This window comes from Anaerosacchariphilus hominis, from assembly GCF_014290175.1.
Taxonomy (GTDB): domain Bacteria; phylum Bacillota; class Clostridia; order Lachnospirales; family Lachnospiraceae; genus Laedolimicola; species Laedolimicola hominis.
This window is the reverse complement of the sequence record NZ_JACOOR010000008.1, coordinates 47,695-70,156: the sequence shown is the minus strand read 5'-3', so window position 1 is coordinate 70,156 and position 22,462 is coordinate 47,695. Positions and strand designations below refer to the sequence as shown.

The following is a 22,462-nucleotide window of genomic DNA, read 5'->3' as shown; positions in this document are numbered from 1 at the left end:
GTTTTAACCACCTCCCCTTAACACATCTTCTGTCCCATTTGCATAGCTTCCTCCGGTTCTTGAAACACTTCCAAATAAGTCTTTATCGCCTCGCTGAGTACTTTATAATCTTCTTTCCCGGGCTGATATACATACCAGCTGGTCTCTTTTCCATAGGACCAAATGTGGGGATTTACCCCATCACGAAAATTAGGGTTCGTCGTGTTTTTCAGGCCCCACACATCTCTAAATTTCACAACCATGCTGTCGATCATTCCTTCATTCCGATTCAAAAGGGTCACTTTCAATCGGTCATAATGATCCGCAACCATGCCTGTCTGAAAGTTGATTTTGACACGGATCTGATCCGTCAGCCTTCCATAACAACAATTCCCAACAAACCTTGGTTCTGAAAAGCTCGCTCCCGTTCCAAACATTTTTTTTAGTTCCCTTTCAAAAAATGTCATGCTTTCCTCCTCCGACCTATGTGGGTTCTCACGTTCTTCCCCTTCTTTCTTTCCTGCCATTTTTCCCGGTTCCACCTTCTGGCAAACGCTTCCTGTCCATAATGCAACTGTTTCTCCCTCTCTTGTAAGCAGTTCATCCATCCTTCCAATCAGTTTTTCCATATGCGCCTGCCAGTGCTTCCAATCCCGTTCCTGAAACCAGCCGCACCACAAAACTCCCGACTTCTCCTGCTCTTTTGCACATTTACGGCTGTAAAAAAGAGTTTCCGACAGATATTCCCTTACCCACTGAAGGGATTCTTTCGATGCTGTAAAAGAAGACAGGGAGGAAAACTTCTTATCCCCCCTGATTCCATCCAGTGCAGAAAAATCCTTCTCCTGGAATTTTACAATTAGTTCTGCCACTGCCATTGGGCTTGTATGAGACACCCCTTCTGACACTTCCGGAGGGGCATTCCAAGAATCTGCCTTCAGCCAGGCAAGCATCTGCCGGAGTTCTACATCCCCTTGTTCCGGAAGATGTTTCCGTATGAGACTGATGGCATCCAGTCCAGCATCGGACTCAAACGCAGTAATTCCCCAACATCCCATGATATACCTCCTAAATTCCAAGAATCTGCCAGATATAAAGCGGTGCAGTTAGGGTAAATACCAGACAGGCAAACAGAATTGCAGGTGCTGCCCATTCAAACTGTCCGTGCTTCCGATAATCAAAGTATGCCGTTCCCAGTTTTCCAAAAAAGAACACGGCAAGGATCAAATCTATAGCGGGAAATACAACATGATCGACAACTGTTTTAATCTGTTGGGATGCCGTCTGCCAAGTTCCCTCAATCGCACCGGCTACATCGCCCGATGCATATACCGGAACGCAGAACAAAACTACCAGTACGAATACCATGCACATAACTGCTGAAATTTTCTTTGTTCTCATTTATTTTTCCTTTCTACTAAGATTGTGTGAGTTTCAGCCCCATTCTTTGCTGTCTTTCAAGAAGAGGAGCCAATTCGATAATATCCGGATGTTCCTGAAACTTTAGATCTCCCCGAAAGCCAACTTTTAAACTGCTAAACCGCTTTGCCTCCTCCTGCAAAGAAGTAGGTGCATCTAGTGGAAGTTCCTGATTCCACCGAACCCATTCCCCATTTTGAAAACGTGGCTGCAATCTCAAAATCACATAGGATTCCGGAACAAATACAGGATAATACCTTAATACTCCTCCAACTCCATAGTAAGGCTTCCCTTCCATCATCACCGTCTTTTGCATTAATTCCAGTGTATCCTCTAAAGATGTACAAAACCAGCATTCCTTATCACCCATCCTTCGTATCCTGCCATCCCTCAGAATATCTTCCAAATGGTCACGGGTTGTGTAATGATACAAAAATCCCCTTGGTTTCTCCGTCTGTTGATATGACATACTTCCTCCTACTCTGGTTTCTGTGGTGCGATATGCCAGTCACTCCACAAGTTCCCATCAATGATAATAGAATCATTCAGATTCATGGAGAGCATTCCAGCCGGTGTCCAGCAATCCAGCAGCCAAGTATATGGCGTATAACTTCCATCCGGATACCAAATTGGTGTAAAATGCGTTCTCCTCTCATAGGTACTGTAACCATTTTTCTTAAACTCATGGGTCATATCATAGCCGCCATTCATCCGTTCCAAAAGCCTCCAAAACCTCTCATACTGAAATTCCGGAAAATAAGTCACCGCATTCTGCGCAGATGTCACTGCAGAACTCTGATTGGTGCTGACATGTGTCGTTACCTTCTCTTGGAATCCATAACCGGATTTCATCGTCCTTCCCGTAGCGGTAGGAGACTTTTCATCGGTTGTAATTCTCATATCTGCAGTCAGGCTTGCGGAGTATCGATCCAGGTCAAACTCCCACCAGCCATGGTCACACCAGTACCCGTCATCATCCTCATCTCCGCTGTGCCATACCCAATGTTCCTGCCACCATGGTCTCCACACGCTCCAGGATGCGGAGGTTACTTCTGCATTAGAAGGAATCACAGGCCTTGTAAATCCGTCATTCCGGTCATCCGCATTGGGATCTGGCGGTGGATTTTCATCCAGATCCACGACATTGATATGAAGAGTCCCTTTACTGGTTCCTCCTCCACCTCGCACACGGACGGTCATCGTCATGGCCTGGGGTTCTTCCGGTGTTGTCCAACGGATCCAAGCCAACTGGCTGTCGCCGGATGGATAATATACCTCCCCTACCTCATAGCTTCTTCCTCCTACAGAAAATGTTACGGATACCGGATGATCCGGATCACTCTGCCCGCCGCTTACCTCTACTGCCGTAATCACTTCCGTATTCGTCCGATATTCATAATCATAGGTCGTGATTTCCGGTTCTTCTGGAGGCACATCCCGGAACCGTACAATACCAAGACCCAAGGAACTCTTTATTTCACTGTTGGAACGGACTCCCGATGTCGGACCTCCCCAGGCCGGATATCCCAGATCCGGTGTTTCCAAAAACATGGACAGCGGCAGGTTCTGAAATGCCACGGTTGGAAGAACAGCTCGAAGCCCTCCGCTTAACATCTCATCATAGAGTGCTGCCTCTGTTGCCGTGACCGCAATCAGAGTTCCCTGAAATTTTAGAAAACTGATTGGCTCCAATAAAAGCCGGTACTCTCCTCCCACCAGTGTATCAAAGTCCATTCCGGTTAGTCCGGCAATGCTGCGCACCACCTGTTCATCTGTAAAATAGCTTTTGATCTGCTCAATATTGGCTTGCCCCAAGCTTTTCGAGCTGATGATTCTGGGTAGAGACTGTGCCGGATTTACATACTCATATGGATTGGTATCAATCATCAAAGCACTTCCTCTGGTATAAGACATTTTACTGACTTTCCCAAAGGAGTAGGCAATATTCGGATGCTTGTTTGTTAAGTCAATCGGTCTTGTTACCGGATCATGGCTCTCTGCCCGAATGACAGTAACCCGCACCCCTTCATTTCCCGGTGACCAGGAATTCTGACTGGTCCCCTGTCCCATACTTCCGCCGCCCCCATCAAGATTTCCGTCCCCTACTGCATAAACCTGGATGGAGAGTATCAAAGACAGTACGATTGAGACTATGAAAAACACACATTTCTTCTGTTTCAAGTATCCTCCTTTCCAACCACAGGAAGCCTTGTTTCCTTCCCTGGTATCTGGGAAAAGAAAAAACACCACATTGATGTGGTGCTTCTTCTTTCTGTCTTAATCCATAATGCCAATCTTATTCCCGTTTTCATACATATCTTCTGCTGCAGTTCCAGAGCCTCCTCCTCCATGGTTTTCTACCCAGCCGAATCCTGGAACATAGATCTGGTTCCCGGAAGTATCTCCTGCCTGCGGCTGTTCCGGATCTGCTACCGGTTCGGACGGTTTTTCTACCGCTTCATGATCCACGGGAACCGGAGGGGTATCCTGCTTTGTACCATCTGGTTTTTGTGTTGGATCTGTCAGGATCTCCTTGCTTGGCGGTTCTGGTTTAGCTGGTTTTGGTTGGATACTCTGCGTTGTCTGATCAGTCTGTGGCGACCGGCTGTCCACCGCCTGAGTGTCTGTTTCCTGATTTTCTCCGATTCCTGGATGAATCACAAGGCTCTCTTCTTCTCTGGATACTACTTTACTTTCCTCTTCCTTCTTTTCAAAATCTCCAGGATCTACAATCAATTCTGTTTCCGTCTCCCCTGTTCCTGGCAGAACATCTTCACCGGACGGTTTCGGACCAAACTGCATTCCAATGGCAGCGATCAGGCCGATTCCTATGAGCACGCCGCCCAAAATTGCCAGATTCTTTTTCATCTTCTCTGTCAGTTTCATGATTCTGCTCCTCCTTTATCCTGTTTTCTGTTTTGTTATGCACAACATACTATACAATCCTCTCAAAGTCCAGGTCATTCCCTAGAACACCTCTGTATATCCAGCCTGTACCTTCAATGTGATCCACATGGATGGAAGAATCCGGCCGCCAAACCGAACTGGAACCTCCAGTCTAACAATGGCATCTGCCTCAAACCGCTGCGCATGGGCTGGATCCGATGGGGCCAGAGGTGCATTCCGAAGCGTCACTTGCAGGCTATCTATGGCAAACTCCATTGCAGTTCCAGTATCCGCATACTTTACATGTCTGCCGCCAGACAATTGGGTCCCTATGGTTTCATCCAGATAATCATAAATGTCCCCTTCATTCAGATCTTCTTCCCAGCTTCCCTCTCCAAAGGGAACATAGCTGCCAGAATATCCCTCCCTGACTCCATGATACACACCTGCATAATTATCATTGACTGTGGAAATGACAGCATCCTCCACGGCTTCCCGCACACCTGCCGCAATGACTTGAAGCCGGAAATACTCACTAATCCCACACATCAGAATAATCAGCGAAAGAACAATCCCAATGGTCATGGGAAATGAGGAGGCTCGCCTGTCTCTCAGTATCTCTTTCATCCGTTTCCGCAATCCCTCCACCTCATTTCCAGTAAACTTCTGATTTTCCAGCTGCCTGTGCGCGAAGCGTAACCGGAAAAGAAGCAAACTCGCCAAACAGACCGATATTTGTATCCATCGTCAGGATAACGGTAACCTCTTCATTTAACTGGATTCTTCCATGACTGGACCATAAAATGTCCGGATGAAGCCCTGTTTTTTCCGACAGCACAGCGGCACGGCGGCTTGTCTCTGCACCTACGCGCCCGCTTACCTCTGCTTCACGCACCAGTTCTGTAGCGAAGGTATCCAGCTGCTGTTTCTGAATAAAAACCGGAAGCACACGCATGGCAAGGGCAAGCACCATGACCGCACACAAAACCAGCACAATCACATCCACATATCCTTCGCCCCGTCTTTCTGACAGCGCTCTCCATAAACGATGACTCCTCATCCTCTCCTCCTTCCTGTCTAAAACATTCCTCCAAGGCTCTCCAATGCCACATAGCAGATAATCGCCAAATAAGTCAGCAGAAAACATACCAGCATGACAAAGGAAAAAACACGGATCTTGGGAGGGATTTTCTGTGCCTGTGCTTTTAATCTCTGCAGTTCGATCTGCTTAAAATCATGAGCCAGCATCTGAAAATACACTGTGCTGTCATCCCCTCGAAGGACACCAATCAATCCACGTACCACATCGGACAGCATGGGCGAGTTCAGTCTTGCCTCAAATCGTGTCAGCGCCGCTTCATAATTGGAGGAACGCATATCCGCCAGAAGAATATCTAACTCTCCAGTCAGCGCTGGTCCCGCATTCCCCTTGAACCGCTCCAACATACCGATCACATTACGGCTTGCTTTCAGTTCCTGTTCCATAGTCGCCACCATTCTCGGAAGATCCCCCTCTATCTCTTCCCGCTTTGCCTTTAAGGTTTCATCCGCTTTCTGATTTTCCTTAAAGTAAAGAAGTAATGCCAGCACAACCACGACAGGAACCAGTAGCGGAAAAAGGAACATGCAGGGAATCGCCCCCAAAAGTACTGCGCCTGATTTTACCAGAGCATACGCCTGATACACTTCCGGGGTCATATTCATTCCACTGGCTTTTAACACATTCTGCATCCTGCTTCTCTTATATGCATCCATCCGGATGAAACCAGACAGTCGCACTGCTAGGATCATAAAATAAGTCTCCAATGTCTTTGCCGCTTTCCGCTCCTGTTTTACCGTACCCAGCATGGCCTTCGCCGCACCCATGGTAGGTAACTTTAGAACAGACGCAGTTAAAAAGAAAAGTCCCAGAGCTAAAAACAGCCCGAATAAAAATAACAAGCCTTCCATAGCTACCTCCTGTATTCAATGGGACGGGTCAGTTTCACTACAAAGCCAGCGGATATAAAAATAGCCGCCGCAGTGGCAGCCAGAATACACTGTCCCAGTACCGTATGCATCAGTACATCATACCAGTCCTGATTCAGTAGATACATAAGAGGAATATTGCCTACTACAAACACAACCATGATCATAAACTCTTTTCTTGGTTCTGCGATCATGTATTCCAGTTCTGCGTTCACATTCCGCATATCTGACAGCTTTGATACGATGGGCGGCAGTGTAGTCTTTAAGCTCCGGTCATGCTGGCAGTCACTAACTGCATCGCACCACTCCCGAAACACCTCATTATCAATCCTTCCCCGCAAAATCCGAAGGGAGGCCTGAACATCCGGATTTACCATTTTAATCTGGATGAGAAAATCCTGAAATACTCTGGACACTGGAGGATTTAAATATGCTATATTCTCCTCCACCGCCGTCACAATATCTTCTGTCCTCAGATATGCTGTGGTAATGACCGAAAGCGCCGTTTCCAGTTCTGCAGACACATCCCTTTTATAATGATTGGCAGTCAGTTTCACATACCAGAATGGTAGAAATAAAAAACCCACTGCCATCACCGGAGCCAGGAAAAAATTCCCCAACAAAATAGCAATGGATCCCCCAGCGCAAAACAGTGCCAGAGCAACTGCGCAGATGATGGAAAACCGGTTCCCCCTGCCCGTCATTTGAAGGATGTTCTGTGCTTCCTCCAGTTCCCTGCGCAAAATCCCTGATTTTTTTCTTCCTGATGATTCCCTGATGTCTTCCCGCAGACTTCGTTTTGGATTCAATAGAAATCCAAACAGGCTGTCCGTAAACTCCACTGGCTTCATTCCCAGCAGTAAAAATACACCCACGATCATTCCCACACACGCCAATAGCTGAATCGCCGTCATTCATTCTCCTCCTCTCTATCCTTTTTTACATTCAAAAGTCCTGCCAGCGTTTCCTGCGGCATTCCATTCTCCATCAGCCGTCTTGCCAGACTGTCCGAGATTGGGTTAATTTGTCTATGGTGCCCCACAATTACAAACTTTCCATCCTCCACCCTGTTTTCCGTAATCTGATATTGAAACAGTGGACGGTATCGTCTGGTTCCATCTGCCAGAATCTCACACTCCATGATTTCCATTAAACGGCGTTCCTTGTTTTCCAGCTGTTTGCAGAAAGCGATGATCGGATAGGCTTCCGTTACAAATCCCATCAAAGTCTCATCACTCATATCCACAGCACGTTTACACAGGGAAACCATGCGGCGGTAAGTTGCCTCACAACTCATGGAATGGATGGTTGTCACAACCGCAACACCGGTTCTGGCAGCCTCCTGTGCCGCATTCGCTTCTGGTCCACGCATTTCTCCTACCACAATAATGTCCGGATTAAAGCGTAGCGCCATATCAAGGAGTGCAATCTGATCTACTCTCTGCCTCTCATTCTCGCTGTCACGGGTCAAGGTATGAATCACGGAATTGACTACCCTCCCATCCTTTCTGCGTACCAGCGCCAGCTCCCTTGAACCATTCTCAATACTGTAAATACGCTTACCGTCCGGAATTGTGGTCAGAAGCCAGCCTAACAGTGTGGTTTTTCCGGAGCTTGTGGCTCCCGCCACACACACAGAGATTCCATACCGGATGCACTCCGATAAAAAATCCAGCATCTGACTGGTTGCCGTTCCTCCCTTTATAAAGTCCTGTTTCTTCATGCTCTGGGGATTCACAATTCGGATCGAGGCTGCCACCCCGACATCCTCATCAACAAGAGGTGTCTTCAGTACAGCAATACGGATATTTTTACTTAAATGTCCCAGAACGCTTGGACTCGCATCATCCAGCACCATCCCAGACACATGCAACATACGCCGAATGACATTGATGGCATGTTCGGGGCTTTCAAAATGCTCTTTCAATTTTTCTGTCACTCCACCAGAATACTGGACCTCCACATCATCCCAGGCATTTACATCGATCTCCTCGATTTCTTCCCCGTAGATGTACTTTGTGAGAAAACCGAACTCTGCCATTTCTGAATAAATCGCATCAATCAGCTCATCCGTGGTTTTTCCCGGTACTTGTATACGGTTATCCTGAATATACTTCCCGGCAAATCGGCGGATCTGTGCTTTTATTTCTTCGTTTCCATCTCCGGTTACCAGATTACTGTATTCTTTGGAAAGATACGCCTGTATCTCCTGCAGCACGGACTGAAAGTCACGCCCTTCATCCTCTGATGCAAAAAACAGGTCATGGGTACGGAGAGAACGACCTCCCGTTTTTTGAGTACACAAAGGAGCCTCTATATCCTCCTCTTCTGACCAGATATCCTCCTTTCCATGCATCTGTCCTTCACAAGCCTGTTCCGACAGGCTATCATTTTGAAAGTTTTCTTCTGTCCCCTCCCCTCCATCCAAGCCATCCAAAGAAGCCTCCGTTTCCATGATCTCCTCCGGAAGATGTCCAGAATCCTGTCGTGTTTCTTCCCGAACAGCTTCGGGAAAACCCGCAGAAAACGCGGCTTTGCTGCGTCTTTCCCCTAACATCCGAACACCTCCTTTGTGATTGCTTCCATGTTTTTTCTAAACCCCTTACTGTCCTTTAGTACCAGTTCTTTCAGAAGGTTCCCTTCCAGAACCTGTGCCTTTACTTCCTCGGAATGAGGGATCTGGAATGCCACATTGCCGAGCACCCGTTCAATGTGTTCGCTGGCCTCATTGGGATATACATTGCTCGCCACTTTATACTGCTTTTCTGCATCCCACTGACTGTCCTTAAGAAGCGGAAGCTGACTGGAAAGATAACTGATGGATTTCAGATCACAGTTTACCAGCCGCAGCACTGCATCCGCCTCCATCAAGGCAATGGCCGAAAGAATGTCATTGGCAATACAGCTTCCACAATCAACGATGATATAGGGAGCGATCTTTCTTAAACACTGCAGTAATTCCTCTGCCTGTGTCCGCTCGTAAGGTGGATATGTGTATTCATTTTCCCCCTTCCTCATTCCAAGGATTGTTAGATGGCGTATTTTTTTATGAGTAATACAGTTATGGCGTACCAACGATTCCGACACATGGGTTGCTGCCAGAACACTCCCCAGAGAATGCTCCTCTTCCAGGTCTCCAGGAGGACAGATACAGGGAAGCATCGGTGTATTCATATCACACAGAAGGAGAGCCACATCCTTCTTCTGCATGGCAAGGCGCGCCGCCAGCTTCACTGCTGTCGTGGTTTTACCAGATCCAGGACTTCCCCAGACTGCCAGCATTTGATTCTCATTTTCCGGTTCCCAGTCAGGAGAGCTGTCCCCGGCTCCCCTGCTGAAAATACTGTTTTTCAGAAAATTCAAGGCTTACTCCACCTCGCTTTCCTCTGTTTCGCCCTGTTCGGACTCCTCCTGCTCCTCTGCTTTGGTTTCCTCTGGCTCCTTATCAGAATGATCCGGCGCCTCGTTTTCTTCCGCTTCTCCTTCCATATCTTCTGGAGGATACAGTTCCGTTAATATCTGGTTTTGCGCTTCCAAAAACTGCCCTGCACTCTTTTCATCCCCACGATACACCAGAGACAAATGCAGTTTTCCATCTGCCTCCAGCTCTGCCAGAACCATTGACTGCTCTGGCGTTACCAGCAAGGTAACGGTTCCAGGCAGCTCACGATCCGCTCCATCTTCCAGTTCTTCTCCCGTATTTGCATCATATCCGCTGTTTGCAGTCACAGCAATGACCTCCACATACTGAAGCTCCGCAGGAATTACCGTTTTTCCCTGCTTTCTATAATCTGGAGCTATAACTGACACAATATCGCCGCTCTTTAGCTTTCCGGACAATCCATTGGCAAATGCCTTAACCGTAACAGAGATTGCCTGCTTTTCTCCTGTCAGATGATAGAGATAGGCATTTTCTGCCGCCGGCTCTTCTGCAATCTTGGATGTCAGGATGTAATCTCCTGGCGCCAAATCTGCAGATGCAAATGCCCCAACCACAGTATCCGAATGTTTTACTACATCATCTGGCAGGTTATAACTGCCAACCTCTATGGTCTTTACCATGTCAGAAGTAATTTCTTCTCCCACTGAAATTGGTTTTACTACACGTACAATTTCCGTCTTTTCACTCATAGCCTTATTAAACAATGGTGTAACTGCAAAGCAGATGATTAAAGACAGCACGATGCAAAGCACACCAAGTACAGTCCTGTTTTTCAAAAATCGCATTTCATCTCCTCCAACTCTTTTCCTTATTTTGGTTCCTTTTTAACCAGTGTTCCACTGACTGCTGTCTACCTATTTTCTGTTGTGGTATATGATGGCCGCAATCATTGTAAGCGGCACTGCAACACAAACCATGATCCATAATTTCTTCTTCATATCATCCATCCTCCTAATCTCATACAATAAACGGCTGCCGCTCCTCCTGCCAGAAACGGTCCCACAGGAAATGCTTCTTTATCTCGTTTTCCCTTGAACCGATTCCACAGGCAGACCATACAACCATACATCACAAATCCTGTCAGTCCTAAACAGGAAGCAGTCAGGCTTGCAGGAAGTCCCAGTACCAAGCCGGTTGCTCCTGCCAGCTTGATATCACCGCCGCCAATTCCACCTTCCCTCTTGCAAAATAATGCAACTATGAGGTATGGCACTGCCCCTAAAGCTCCAAACAGCTGTCTGGGTGCAAAGTTCAGAAAGGAAAGCAGGGCAATCCCTGCCTGGAATCGGTCCGGAATAATCCGGTACCGAAGATCCCAGGCAGAAACCGCAATAAGCAGCGAGAAAAAAAACACTGCCTGTACTGCCTGAAGCAGCGATATCCTGATCTCCATATCAACCGCTATAATCAAACATTTCCTGCACCCTGCGTACCAGTGTAGGAAGTACGGTATCATTAAACAGTGCATAAAGACCTGCCAGAAGCAGTGCTCCCAGCACAACTGCGATCAGGATCTTAATGGCTGTGTCCACATATCCCTCACCAGATGTATCCTGAAGCTTGTTTTTTACGTTCCACATATGCATAACCATTGCATTTCGATAATTTACCAGCTGTCTTTTAATATTCTTCATTTGATCTCCTCCATTGATTTTCTGTTTTTGTTCTCTGTACCCCTTAAATCAGACCATGTTCTGCCCTGGATTTTGAGGGGGTGCTGTCTGTAAGGTAGATGCCTGTGCCATGGACAGTGCCTCTCCATACGCTCCCAATACCGCTTGTTTCAGCTCGTTGCGGAATTCCTCCGTCACAGGAAAACAGATATCCTTGTATCCATCCTGTGTTTTCCGACTGGGCATAGACATAAAAAGCCCATCCTTACCTCCCTCGACGATTTTGATTCCCCGGACGGCAAAACACCCGGCGATTGTGGCGGATGCATAGGCTCTGATCCCGCCCTGTACTCCTGGTGGATACATAGATGTAATCCGAACGTCTAAATCTGGCATACTGATTCTTCCTCCTTTGTTTTTTTCTGCTCATAAACCGTTCCTTTCTGGATCTATTTCAGTCAAACAGGCAGCCAAAACTGCCTGCTAAAACTGCATGGTGTGTATGAATTCCTCCGCCGGTTGCGACTCTGTAAAATCAATTCTCTTAAAGTCATAGCGATCCACATAAAAAAAGGAACTCCCTGTTTCATCATAGAGTTCCAGCACATCACTAATGGATAGCCCATGACCTGTATAACCGGACGGCGGATGATACCGGAATTTATCATAGAGTTCTTCCAGGTCATTGGTGTCAGATGCCCCTTCATAGACTTTGATATAAAAATCCGGCTTGGGGGAGCCATATTGCTGCTCCATCTGGGAAAGTGCAAGGAACTTCATATGCACATCCACATCTCCTCTCAGTTGCCAGATGCGTACATCTTTTAACCCCTTTGCCGATTCCATATCTTCCTGACTATTTGCCAACCGGTCGTAGATCCCGTCCTGCCACTGAATTTTTTGGATATTCCTCTGCTTACGCAGGAAGCTTTCTAATGCTTCATTCTGAAACATGGGATCCACTACTGCACATCCTTCCGTCACACGACCTACCCGGTTCCCATAATACCGGATCACTCCATTTTCAATCTGAATCTGCTTCATTTCCCTTCCCTCATTTCTAAATCATCTCCATCCCCCCGTCCTTCTGTGCCTGTTGAAACTGTTCCAGACTCTGCACATCAGGAAAGATCATCCTTCCCTCTAACATTTCCAGTACGGCAAAATCATCCCTGTCGCAGATCAAAATCCGATACTGGTAGTCCTTCTGCATCATTACATAGCTCCATACTTCCTCTGGATTTGCCAGCCATACCCCTGACGCATAGCGTCCATCCGGCAGAAAACTGTATCCAGAATATTCTGGGGAATGTCCATGTAAATCCAGCGCCCCAAATGGACGGATCTGGGAGAGCTGGAGCCGTTCCTTTTCCCCCAACAGTTCTGGTAGCAGCACACCAACCACATCCCTGTTCCAGCAGTGCCATGCCTCCCCAGTAGATAAAGAAACCAAATGGGCAATGGAATGTCTGGGATTTTCTGTTTTCTGGATATTCGTACAGAAAAAAAGCTGCCCCGTGTAATGCTCTGGTAATACCTTTGAGGGAAGAACCACCACCCGGTTCTGGATAGATATCTCCTTTTCTGTCTGCATACAATCCTTTTCTGTGAATTCCTGCATGATCTTACCCCTCCTTTTTCTGCAGCAGTCTACTCAGTTCTCCGATCAGATCCAGTCGGAGACTATCTGGCATAAACTGAAATGCAGTACGGACATATGCCTCCACTGCCTCCGGAGACTGATCTCCCACCTCGATAACCTCTACCTTCCGGACTGTAATTTTTCCACCCGCCATTCCCAGACAAACAATATCCCCATACTCCAGCTTTGCCGCTTCCCTCATAGATTTTGGAATCAAGACACGTCCCTTTCCATCCACTAAACGATACATCGGTTTACTCATCTGGTCCTTTTCTCCTTTCCCATCAATGCCTCCACTTCATTGGGTTCAATCCCCAGCTCATCGAACACCTTCAGATAGGGTTTGCAAACCGTCTGTACCGGAGCCTCAATACCAATCAGAATCACTCCGGGGACTGTTTCTATCATCAAATCACAATCAAGCGGAATCCCAGCCGTCAGTAACAGTTCACTAGGCACAGAAAGGACACCGTTTTCCTTTTTTTGCACCATTGTTTTTCTCTTGTTTTCTGTTCTCATAGCACCTCTCTTTCCGGACAGATTTCTTCCCGGATTTCGTAATGATCCGTTTCTCCATCTCCCCACATTCCAAATAGATCCAGCTGTCTTGGTTTTAACCGCTCCCTCTCACCAGGATCATAATTGGTAATAATGACCTCTGGAAACTCACAACCTTCCTCATACCTCTGAGCCAGGTTATTGATGCGCGTAACGGCTGTAATAAAATATCCTGCATACAGTTCCCGGATGAAATCGCAGTCATTGTAGCTGACCATCCACTTCCCCCTGCTCCCTGTCAGAGTGTCTCGGAGCCGTTTGTGATCCTCTTTTCGGAATACCACTGCATAATGACCTTCCGTCTCATAATAGGGCGGATCGCAATAAAAAAAGGCACTATCCCGGTCATACTGCCGAATCAGTGCCTCAAAGTCTTTATTTTCTATTACGGTATCTGCCAGCCTGCGAGATGCCTGCCAAATGGTGTCAAAGCAGTTCCGCACATCAAACGGACGGCAACTATAGGATGTACAACCACTTCCATAGCTGTACCGGATCAATTTAAAAAATGCAGCCGCCCGTTTTACATCAGTTACCTCTGCATTTTCCAGCAGGATTTTTTTCACTTCCTCATAATCCGGCGGCAGCAAATACTTCTCTGCAAGTTCCAACTCCTCAATTAAAAATCGGGTATCCGGTTCCTGCTTTTCAATAAATTTACGGATTACTGTAAATTCATCCCTACTGTTTAACGGAAGAAATCCGAGTTCCTTAAGGAATGCCCCCGTGCGGTTCTTAACACAATAAAACAGGTTTGCCAGATTTGAGTTATAGTCATTATAAACCTCCATACACCGGTCATCTGGTGGTTTTCCAAACAGTACCCAACCACCTCCGCCAAACACTTCAATGTAACGATCAAAGTTTGCCGGAAACATTGTGTAAATCAGGCTGCGGAGTGCTTTCTTTCCGCCAACCCATGAAATAAAACTGTTGATTCTGCATCCCTCCTAACATCCACAATACTCATGAAACATATAACTGAGTCCTACGCAAATACCGGTGACATCCCAGGTTCAAAATCCAGCTCCTCTGCCTGTTCTACTGCTTTTTCCAGTCTTTGGGCCTCCCTATCAAATCGGTAAACAAAATTCCCCAGCCTTTCCTGTGGATCCACGGCTTCCGCATTTACTGCCTCTACCATCGCATTCAGTTCTCTTACGCTCATATTCTCTGTTTCTTTTAGAATAATCGTTTCATGAATCGATGACGGAATCACGATTAAATCTGATCCCAGCTTTTCTGCAATAAGAGACATTACTTCTTCATCACACATATAAACCGCCCCATTGACCTGATTTGAATTCGTCAAAACATACATCATTGCATTGGGATCCACATCCTCTAAATGTTCCAAACTACCGGCCTTTACATCTCCCGATTCGTCAAAACACATTTTTGCCAACATATCCTGTAAATCCAAAAAACAAGGAGGATTGCTCTGCTTCATGTTTTCCCAGGCATCCTGCTTTAATTGCTCCTCGCTGACTCCCAGCCACTTCAGCCTGTCATAATTGATAATGGCACTTCCGTCCTTTTCTCCGTCCACCAAAACATGAAATCCATAAACCAGTGCCAGATCCTCACATATTTCATGAGGACAATCTGCAAGAAAATCAACATTTTCCTGTGCATTTCGGACATAGACGGTCAGCCCCTTCTTTATGGTTTCATAATCCCATTCTTTACTGGAAATGCCATCTATGGTTATTGCCGTTTCCTGACACTTCTGATAATCCCGAGCGATGGTCCGCCACACATCTTCAAGCTTCTTTCCGTTCTCAAGCTCCTGATAATAGGATTCCAGATATAAAAGCGGGATGGAGGTGTAGCTTGGACTACCTGACAGATATACTCCCTGTAATTTGATATTGTTATTCTTTAACACCTCCTTGATTTCCACTTTTCTCTCCTGAAAAGAGTCCGGAAAAAATCGTTTTAAATTCTCTTTCGTCAATCTCAAAAACTCTTCATAAGTCATTTTCTATTCTCCTCTACACCTTATTCATATCGTTTTCCATCTCATAAGCCGTCAGACGAGTACCTTCCTTGCATACTATTCAAAAAATACAGCTCTCCTTCCATGGTATTAAACTATCGAAAGATATAAAATTCTCTATCATAATGCTCCAAAAACAATCCCTCCTTTCTGAATGTCAGGTTCCTGCTCTTCTCCTTTCAAACCTTCTTCTGTAACCAGAAAGAATTCATCTCCACTGTTCCAAAAACTGACATACAGTTCTCCCTCTGAAATTTTGATTTCCCTCTGTTCAAACCCCTCTCCCCATCCATCGCTTTCCTGCCCTTCCCAGTACTCCTTCACTGCTTCAATCTCTCTTTCAGAAAGCTGGTTATAGCTTTCTACTTCCAGCACTCCCCACAATTCCCCCTGCCAGACTTCCACAGTAGGCTTCATGCTATAAATCTTTTCTTCTAATTCTGGAATATCCAAATAAACCGCCAGTCCTCTGTCTCCTTCTTCCGGAAGGCACTCCTTTGCAATCTGTTCCAGAATTTCCGTCTCATAGCTGCACAACTCAGCTGGAAATACCTCCTCACTGCATTCCTCCAACTCTATCCAGTCATCCTTTGCATATATGATAGCTGTCAAAGGGCTAAAAAGCCGAAGCACAGAACGCTCTGTTGTTTTTTCACTGCTGCTGTCCAATTCTGCTCCTGTCAATCCTTCTTTCCTCCTCTCGTAAAAATCTGCTTCCATGCCTACGAATCACACAGGCCGTCATAATCCATTCAAATGCCCGGTCGCTGACCAGATCTGGATCTATAAGTTCTGATAAACGGATATGCCTGCTTCCCTGATATAGGTCCCTTGCCATATGAAACAAGACATAGCCATCCAAATCAACACCATGGATATGGATTCTGGCAAAATGAATTCCCTCCTGGTCAATCACCTCTAATGCTCTGCTCCACAAAAATCGATCTGCGGAAAGAAGATAAACCGCAGAACAGGTCGCTGCTTCTTCAATGGCTCTGCTGCACTTCTCTCCCATAGCCAGAAACCGTTCTCTATGACCGTTTTGAAAAAAGCACGGATTTCTTCTCCCTGTCAGACGACACACGCGGTTTACAAAGGTGCTGACAGCCACTTCCTCTGCCAACACCTCCAGAAGCTCATAAAACGGGACACAATCGGTCACATGGCTTTCACACAGGCTGCGCTGATTTTCTAGACAACCAGAAAGGTGACTGATAACCATTCCGCTTCTTCTTGGACGAAATCCCGGTATGTGCTGCATTTCCTGCTCCACTCCAGCATAAGTTGTATCACTCATAAATCGAATCATTGTATTCCTCCTTTATTTTCACCTGTTTTTAAACACCAAAAAGACAATCACACTTTGCTAAATAAAGCATGATTGCCTTTTAAGTTCCTACTATAATTTCAGCTACAAAATCACAAATCTATGGCATTCTCTTAAAAATACCCCTCCTTCCCCATCAGCCATATGTTAACTGTCCACTTTATTCTACTTTCAAGTATATAAGCTCCTCCAAAATCTCTACAAAAACTTTAAAGTCAGTGATTACATAATTGTAAGCACTGACTTCCTTGATATAATATTTAATATTTAAAACCAAAGAATCTATGTGTATCTTTATACTCCCTGTCGAATTCAGCAACAACCGTTCCTTGGCTCTTCAAAAATTCTAAATCCTTTTCATCTAGTTCTGATTTGTTTATTGTAATAAAATATTGACCTGTACCCTTTCTTTTTAAATACTCATCTACATATTTTATTACTTTTGCTTTAGCGTCTGGATTTGGTTTACAATAAGAACCATCATGTATAAGAAATTGACATCCCGCATTTAAATCTATTCTATTCAAGAAAAGAGCTAAATCGAACATATTAATTTTCATATACAAACGTCCATGTGAGTTTTCATCTGCAATCTGACATGTAATTTTCACTCTACCCGTAGCAGAGCTTTTTTTAACATCATTCTCATAATTATAAGTTAAATCACCAGATTCATCATAAGCCGTTTCAGTCAATGTTTTAAAATGGGTTTCAATATTTATTATATTATCTTCGTACTGATTATAATCCTTCTCATATTCAAATGTTTTTTCTAATATCTCCTTTCCTTTTGCATTTAATTCTTTTGTCAATTTATTGATCTCATTATACTTATCAATTTTCATTTTAATATCTGCTAGTTTTTGGTATTCTACATTTAATTGTTCATTAATATTATGTATATCATCCACTAGCTGTGTGTTCTGAAATATTTTGGTGCTCTCCGAAATTATTTTTTGCAAACCTTTTTTTTCATTTTGTAATTTTTCAAGTTCTCCTTCAAGCTTTTCTATCCGATTTTTAAAATAATCCCCTCTATTTTCAAGCATATAAGAAAAAAACATTTCCATCTCTTCATAGTTTTTCTTCAACTCTTCCGGAAAATATTTCAATATCTGCTCATAATATATCTGCAAATTTACTAATTCACACATTTTTTGGTGTCGCTGTTCCAAACCCTCAACATTTTGCTCGAACTGTTTTTTACTGTATTCTTTCTTAAAAATTTGTGATTCTACTTTTTTTAATTCTTTTTTTGCTAAAATATATTTTTCTTCATCATAATCAATCTTATCACTTACATTGACAGAATCTAACATATTTTTCATTCTATTTATTTCTGATTCTAATTTAATTTTGTCACTTTTTAACTTAGTAATGTCTTTGGCTAATGTTTTTATAATTTTAATTTCTGTTTGTAATGAAGCCTGTTCATTTTTCAGCTTATTTATTTCCGTCTCATAATAGATTGGTAATAGTGATAAAAAATCTAAACATTGACTGTTCTTAATAGCCTTACGTTTACTTAAGGTAATATCACTAAACCCTTGCTTTTCATCTCGAATCAGATATTCTCGTATTGTCTGAAGTGAGGGAGCCTCTTCGTAATTTAAATTGCCAAAAACATAATCTTGTACTTTTATACGATAACTTTCCAGATCATACATATTCCATCCCTTTAAATCCAATGCTACATTTTCGGAAATGTACCCATTCTCGTCATCGATTATTTGCCTTGCCAAATATAGTACCTTACCATTAACTTCAATTTTTAGCACTAATAAAATATCTCTTTGGGCCAGTTCTTCTTTGTGTTGAAAATCCTCTGGCATTTTCGCTCCTAACAGCATTCGAATAGCATCAACCATTGCCGTTTTTCCTACACCATTAGAATCTTTTTTTGCGACACCTAATATTACATTCAATCCGGACGTATTAAATACGTATTTTCTAATAATCTCTTTTTCTTTTAATGAAATAACATAAAGTTCTTTCAAAATCATATCATTCCACCACCAATTTGATTTTTTTATTTTCAATGTCAATTTTACCTATCCCAAAAAGAAAAAGTATCGCTAAGTAAATACTTGTTTCAATATTTACACTCATTTCTGTAAAGAACTTTTTTTCATATAACTCTACTATCTTACCAAACTCTTTTTCGCTACCCTTTAGCAGCTCAATAATATTCTTAGAAATATACAAAATATTTTCTTCTATTGATGAATATTTATTAATTTTAAAATAGTCCATTATTCCTCCTGAATTGAATCATTAAAAATATCACATTCATAAATTGACCAGTATACTAATATTTTAAAATATGTCTTTAATTTTGTATTAGAATAATTTAATTCATCTTTATAGATCTGAAATATATTTTCTACAATTAGTTCTATTATTTCATTTCCATCTATAGCCTTTTTCCACACTTTGTTATATTCAGAAATGACTATATTAGGAATACTTTCACGTTCTATTTGTGTCAAAAGTGTACTTTCCATAATCTCATCAATTACAGGAAAATATCTGCATAAGGAATGATATTGTTTCTCAACACTTTTATTACATTTCATATTTGAAAATTTTTCAAATACATCTTTCGGGTCTATATTAATATCTTCCATTCCGCTATGCTTCAATTTCTCATGAAATTTCATCATAAATCTTCGAAACTCATCTTCATCTAAATCTTCATCCTCTACATATACATTTGAATCCTGTTTAAACCTATCAAGATTAATTTCCATTTCACCAGGAACCGCTCTCCGACCATCTATTCCTCCAATCGCCCAGCATTCTTCATCTTTGAGCCATTTATAGGATATTAACTTTCCTTTTTTAGTATCCATATCTAATTCGCCTATTATAAATGTAACTGTTGCATAATTATCTACTCTACCGCTTCCACACTGATATGTTGGAATTGTCCTACCTCCACTTAAGTCATAATCATATGCTCCCTTGTGCAAATGACCACACAAATAAAAATCAATATTAAAATCATTAAAATTATTCCATATCTTTTTCTGAATACCATTCATAAAACACGAAATAGGATGATGGCCAATCGCTATGTTAATACAATTCTCTTGATCTTTAAGCTGCTTTATTTCATTATAAAATGAATCTATTTCCAAAATTAGTTTTCCATCATCTTCATCTGTTCCTGCTGTAAATGCAGTATTCATTAAAAAGATATTATACTTTTCCTTTTTTACGAGACGATATATGTAGTTACTGTTTTCACCCTTTACTTTATTATAAAACGTCATATATTTTTTGAAATCTTTTTGTAACTGTTCTATTGTTTCTTTTTCGAATTTAAACTGCTCTGTTCTCATCCCATTTAACAAAACACTTCTCATCTGGGTTCTTTTTAAATCATGATTTCCTGGCACTATAAACAATTCATCAATACTTACACCAGAAACATCTACTAAAGATTCAATAAATTTTTTCAAATTTGCATCGTATCCACCACCTTGATACGCCAAATCTCCCGAAAGCACAACAAAATCCACTTTATTTTTTTCGAACACTTCTTTCATTTTATCAATGATGCTGTCTCTCATTCTCTTAATTTCATAACTTTCACCATCAGAAAAATGTACATCTGATAAATGTAACCATCTCAATGTATCCATACCGCCCTCCAAAAATATTTCTAAATCACATTATAATATTCTTTTACTGCTTTGAATACATTTTTCAACAAATTATTTTCAGATGTTTTTCATATTAAAAAGTATTACTAATTTAAGACCCTGTCAAATGTAACATTAACAGTTCAGCCCTAAATCTACAATATGAATATAGATTCCACAGGTTTGCTTTTACTGGGAAATCCTTTCTATATATAAATCTAGTTGTAAATGGAATCTGGTGACAGTCGCACCAATCCTGTATTTGCTTCATCCGTATGGATTCCCCCGCATCGATTCTGTTTACTAAGCATTGTCTCTTAAAATCATCTACTTCAGCTCTAAAAAATAAGTAAAACAGTACATTATAATATCTGAGCACTACAATCCCATCTGCTGTTTTTCCCTTTGACCTCATACACACTTTCACCTCTCGCTGTATATTCAGTTCTGTTTATCTACATATTTTAACTCTATACACCTTATACCCACTCAATGATAAGGGGTTAATATTCCCACCAGAATCAGAATCATTTCCACGGTTCCGATTCCTCTCTCATCCTTCCAGATCGCCGTCCATCTTTTTTTGATTCCCTTCATTTCATATTCCTCCTTTTTGCCTTTACATTCTCATGGACATCCCCGCCGGAACCAGGATAAACACCATCACCAGAAGCAGCATGAGAATCATGGGAAACAGAAGCTTGGTCGACGCTTCCTCTCCCCGAACCCTGGCCAGATCCTTTCGCATCTCAAATGCCTCCAGAACCTCCGCCTGCAAAAGCTCCCCCAGTCCCTTGCTGCCCTTTTTCAGATTCTGCTCCAGAAGGGCGCCCAGCTTCAGATAGCACACCAGACCACAGCGCTGTCCGAAGCGCTCGTAAGCCCGGGCCTCCGACATTCCGTTTTGCAGCTCCCGTCCTGTCCGGATCATTTCCTCATAGACAAAACGCTGTCCTCCCTGGCCTCTGTCCCGTTTCTTTCTGTAATCCTGTATCATCCGCTCCCATGCCATACGCACGGAAGCCCCTGCGTTCAGGAGAAGCAGCAGCTTGCTCACCATCCCCGCATAATCCTGCTGTAGCTGACGTTCCCGGTTCTTCAGCTTCTTTTTCAGTTCCCGGTCTCCCGCTGTATACACGAAGGGAATGCAGACCAGTGTAAGAAGCAGCACTGCCCCGGCGGCTGTGGATTTCTTTTCCGCCCAGTTCACCGTTCTATCGCCTATCTGATCCGGCAGTTCCTGATAATCCTCCTTCTCGCTTTTCGTATCCGCTTCCTTCACGGCGGCGTCCCGTTCCGCCTGCCATTGTTCCAGGGGACTCTGGATAGGCGGCAGAATCCGGGCCCTGGCCTGATAAATCTGCTCCTTATCCCCACACCGGAGTCGGGCAGTCAGTTCCACCAGGCTTCCCTCTTCCTTTACCGCCTCCCTTCGGATACTTCCGTCCAGATTCAGAACCTTATAACTGTCCAGCTCCCACTCCACCGTTATCGGCGTCCCTTCGATCTCCTGTACCAGATTAAGATCGTTTCGCACCTCTTCCAGAGAACGATTCTCTCCCAGGATCCGTTTTTCCATCTGCTTCACCGTCTCCTCCAGAAGCTTCTCGCATTCCCCGTCCGTCAGCTTCCGGGGTGCCACCTGAATGGTGATGGTCTCCGGTTCTCCCTCCTCGGGGATCAGTTCCATCTTCTGTTCATAGGCCTGCTCCTTTCTGGGAAGCAGGTAACCATCCTCCAGGATTCCGTTCTGGCTCTGAGTAAGCCACAGAACCGCCGCCAGTAAAAGACCTGCTGCCAGTACCAGCGCCATTCCTTTCCATCTTTTCCGGCAATAGCTTTCCGCCTGTTTCTCCCGGTCGCCCTCCGGATAAAGCAGCTCCATGGTGCGGGATATATTCTCCCGTTCCGCGCTTTTTCCCGCTTTTTTCACCCACAGTTTCCCCAGGGCTTCCTGCCATTTCCTCCATCGTTCTTTCAAG

Annotated in this window: 27 protein-coding genes; all 27 read right to left on the bottom strand. The window is 43.8% G+C overall.

Translation table 11 applies throughout. From position 1 onward, the window contains the following. Nucleotides 1–17: 17 nt before the first annotated feature. On the bottom strand, nucleotides 18–932 hold the full coding sequence (locus H8S44_RS13465; protein ID WP_408609389.1) for a hypothetical protein: 915 nt from the start codon (nucleotides 930–932) through the stop codon (nucleotides 18–20). A 115-nt stretch (nucleotides 933–1,047) separates the two neighbouring features. Beyond that, nucleotides 1,048–1,380 (bottom strand): DUF3852 domain-containing protein, encoded by a 333-nt coding sequence (locus H8S44_RS13460; protein WP_008400387.1) that lies wholly within the window; start codon nucleotides 1,378–1,380, stop codon nucleotides 1,048–1,050. Nucleotides 1,381–1,396: 16 nt separating this feature from the next. Then, complete coding sequence (locus H8S44_RS13455) at nucleotides 1,397–1,867, bottom strand: hypothetical protein (protein WP_117471990.1); 471 nt, start codon at nucleotides 1,865–1,867, stop codon at nucleotides 1,397–1,399. Between the two features lie 8 nt (nucleotides 1,868–1,875). Beyond that, nucleotides 1,876–3,579 (bottom strand): hypothetical protein, encoded by a 1,704-nt coding sequence (locus H8S44_RS13450; RefSeq protein ID WP_117471992.1) that lies wholly within the window; start codon nucleotides 3,577–3,579, stop codon nucleotides 1,876–1,878. Between the two features lie 96 nt (nucleotides 3,580–3,675). Continuing rightward, nucleotides 3,676–4,284 carry a DUF6550 family protein gene (locus H8S44_RS13445; RefSeq protein WP_118696827.1) on the bottom strand — a complete coding sequence of 203 codons (609 nt, stop codon included), beginning with the start codon at nucleotides 4,282–4,284 and terminating at the stop codon, nucleotides 3,676–3,678. An 81-nt stretch (nucleotides 4,285–4,365) separates the two neighbouring features. After that, nucleotides 4,366–4,911 (bottom strand): hypothetical protein, encoded by a 546-nt coding sequence (locus tag H8S44_RS13440; RefSeq protein ID WP_002593814.1) that lies wholly within the window; start codon nucleotides 4,909–4,911, stop codon nucleotides 4,366–4,368. A gap of 22 nt (nucleotides 4,912–4,933) precedes the next feature. Continuing rightward, nucleotides 4,934–5,344 carry a DUF4320 family protein gene (locus H8S44_RS13435; RefSeq protein WP_117471996.1) on the bottom strand — a complete coding sequence of 137 codons (411 nt, stop codon included), beginning with the start codon at nucleotides 5,342–5,344 and terminating at the stop codon, nucleotides 4,934–4,936. A gap of 17 nt (nucleotides 5,345–5,361) precedes the next feature. Continuing rightward, a complete protein-coding gene (locus H8S44_RS13430; RefSeq protein WP_118696828.1) occupies nucleotides 5,362–6,234 on the bottom strand; it encodes a secretion protein F in 873 nt (290 codons plus the stop codon). A gap of 2 nt (nucleotides 6,235–6,236) precedes the next feature. Next, nucleotides 6,237–7,166, bottom strand: coding sequence for a type II secretion system F family protein (locus H8S44_RS13425; protein WP_117471998.1), 930 nt, complete (start codon nucleotides 7,164–7,166; stop codon nucleotides 6,237–6,239). After that, nucleotides 7,163–8,809, bottom strand: coding sequence for an ATPase, T2SS/T4P/T4SS family (locus H8S44_RS13420; RefSeq protein ID WP_117472000.1), 1,647 nt, complete (start codon nucleotides 8,807–8,809; stop codon nucleotides 7,163–7,165). Before H8S44_RS13420 ends, H8S44_RS13425 begins: the two co-directional genes overlap by 4 nt. After that, complete coding sequence (locus tag H8S44_RS13415; protein ID WP_055650600.1) at nucleotides 8,803–9,615, bottom strand: AAA family ATPase; 813 nt, start codon at nucleotides 9,613–9,615, stop codon at nucleotides 8,803–8,805. The genes H8S44_RS13420 and H8S44_RS13415 overlap by 7 nt, the downstream gene beginning before the upstream one ends. Before the next feature lie 3 nt (nucleotides 9,616–9,618). Then, a complete protein-coding gene (gene cpaB / locus H8S44_RS13410; protein ID WP_117472002.1) occupies nucleotides 9,619–10,479 on the bottom strand; it encodes a Flp pilus assembly protein CpaB in 861 nt (286 codons plus the stop codon). Between the two features lie 149 nt (nucleotides 10,480–10,628). Then, nucleotides 10,629–11,087, bottom strand: a complete 459-nt coding sequence (locus H8S44_RS13405; RefSeq protein WP_055650598.1) for a prepilin peptidase — start codon at nucleotides 11,085–11,087, stop codon at nucleotides 10,629–10,631. 1 nt (nucleotide 11,088) lies between these two features. After that, complete coding sequence (locus H8S44_RS13400) at nucleotides 11,089–11,328, bottom strand: DUF6133 family protein (protein ID WP_002593822.1); 240 nt, start codon at nucleotides 11,326–11,328, stop codon at nucleotides 11,089–11,091. 48 nt (nucleotides 11,329–11,376) lie between these two features. Continuing rightward, nucleotides 11,377–11,703, bottom strand: a complete 327-nt coding sequence (locus tag H8S44_RS13395) for a SpoVG family protein (protein ID WP_002593823.1) — start codon at nucleotides 11,701–11,703, stop codon at nucleotides 11,377–11,379. An 87-nt stretch (nucleotides 11,704–11,790) separates the two neighbouring features. After that, on the bottom strand, nucleotides 11,791–12,351 hold the full coding sequence (locus H8S44_RS13390) for a YodL domain-containing protein (RefSeq protein WP_002593824.1): 561 nt from the start codon (nucleotides 12,349–12,351) through the stop codon (nucleotides 11,791–11,793). Between the two features lie 16 nt (nucleotides 12,352–12,367). Next, nucleotides 12,368–12,928, bottom strand: a complete 561-nt coding sequence (locus tag H8S44_RS13385; RefSeq protein ID WP_055650597.1) for a hypothetical protein — start codon at nucleotides 12,926–12,928, stop codon at nucleotides 12,368–12,370. Between the two features lie 4 nt (nucleotides 12,929–12,932). Continuing rightward, nucleotides 12,933–13,211, bottom strand: coding sequence for an AbrB/MazE/SpoVT family DNA-binding domain-containing protein (locus H8S44_RS13380; RefSeq protein WP_002593826.1), 279 nt, complete (start codon nucleotides 13,209–13,211; stop codon nucleotides 12,933–12,935). Continuing rightward, entirely contained in the window at nucleotides 13,208–13,441 is a 234-nt protein-coding gene (locus H8S44_RS13375; protein WP_243015272.1) for a hypothetical protein, read from the bottom strand. Before H8S44_RS13375 ends, H8S44_RS13380 begins: the two co-directional genes overlap by 4 nt. A 23-nt stretch (nucleotides 13,442–13,464) precedes the next feature. Continuing rightward, nucleotides 13,465–14,445: a DNA adenine methylase gene (locus H8S44_RS13370; protein ID WP_081034906.1), complete on the bottom strand. Its 981-nt coding sequence runs from the start codon at nucleotides 14,443–14,445 to the stop codon at nucleotides 13,465–13,467. Nucleotides 14,446–14,495: 50 nt separating this feature from the next. Further along, nucleotides 14,496–15,488: a DUF5688 family protein gene (locus tag H8S44_RS13365; protein WP_117472005.1), complete on the bottom strand. Its 993-nt coding sequence runs from the start codon at nucleotides 15,486–15,488 to the stop codon at nucleotides 14,496–14,498. Between the two features lie 138 nt (nucleotides 15,489–15,626). Next, the gene (locus tag H8S44_RS13360; RefSeq protein ID WP_117472007.1) at nucleotides 15,627–16,190 is read right to left on the bottom strand and encodes a hypothetical protein; all 564 of its coding nucleotides are present in this window, start codon (nucleotides 16,188–16,190) and stop codon (nucleotides 15,627–15,629) included. Then, nucleotides 16,159–16,815, bottom strand: a complete 657-nt coding sequence (locus H8S44_RS13355) for a hypothetical protein (RefSeq protein WP_117472009.1) — start codon at nucleotides 16,813–16,815, stop codon at nucleotides 16,159–16,161. The genes H8S44_RS13360 and H8S44_RS13355 overlap by 32 nt, the downstream gene beginning before the upstream one ends. A gap of 278 nt (nucleotides 16,816–17,093) precedes the next feature. Continuing rightward, on the bottom strand, nucleotides 17,094–18,836 hold the full coding sequence (locus tag H8S44_RS13350; protein WP_117472011.1) for a DUF2326 domain-containing protein: 1,743 nt from the start codon (nucleotides 18,834–18,836) through the stop codon (nucleotides 17,094–17,096). A gap of 1 nt (nucleotide 18,837) precedes the next feature. Next, complete coding sequence (locus H8S44_RS13345; protein WP_117472014.1) at nucleotides 18,838–19,086, bottom strand: hypothetical protein; 249 nt, start codon at nucleotides 19,084–19,086, stop codon at nucleotides 18,838–18,840. After that, entirely contained in the window at nucleotides 19,086–20,480 is a 1,395-nt protein-coding gene (locus H8S44_RS13340; RefSeq protein WP_117472016.1) for a metallophosphoesterase family protein, read from the bottom strand. The genes H8S44_RS13345 and H8S44_RS13340 overlap by 1 nt, the downstream gene beginning before the upstream one ends. Before the next feature lie 619 nt (nucleotides 20,481–21,099). Next, nucleotides 21,100–22,461, bottom strand: coding sequence for a secretion protein F (locus H8S44_RS13335; protein ID WP_186872576.1), 1,362 nt, complete (start codon nucleotides 22,459–22,461; stop codon nucleotides 21,100–21,102). Nucleotide 22,462 lies beyond the last annotated feature (1 nt).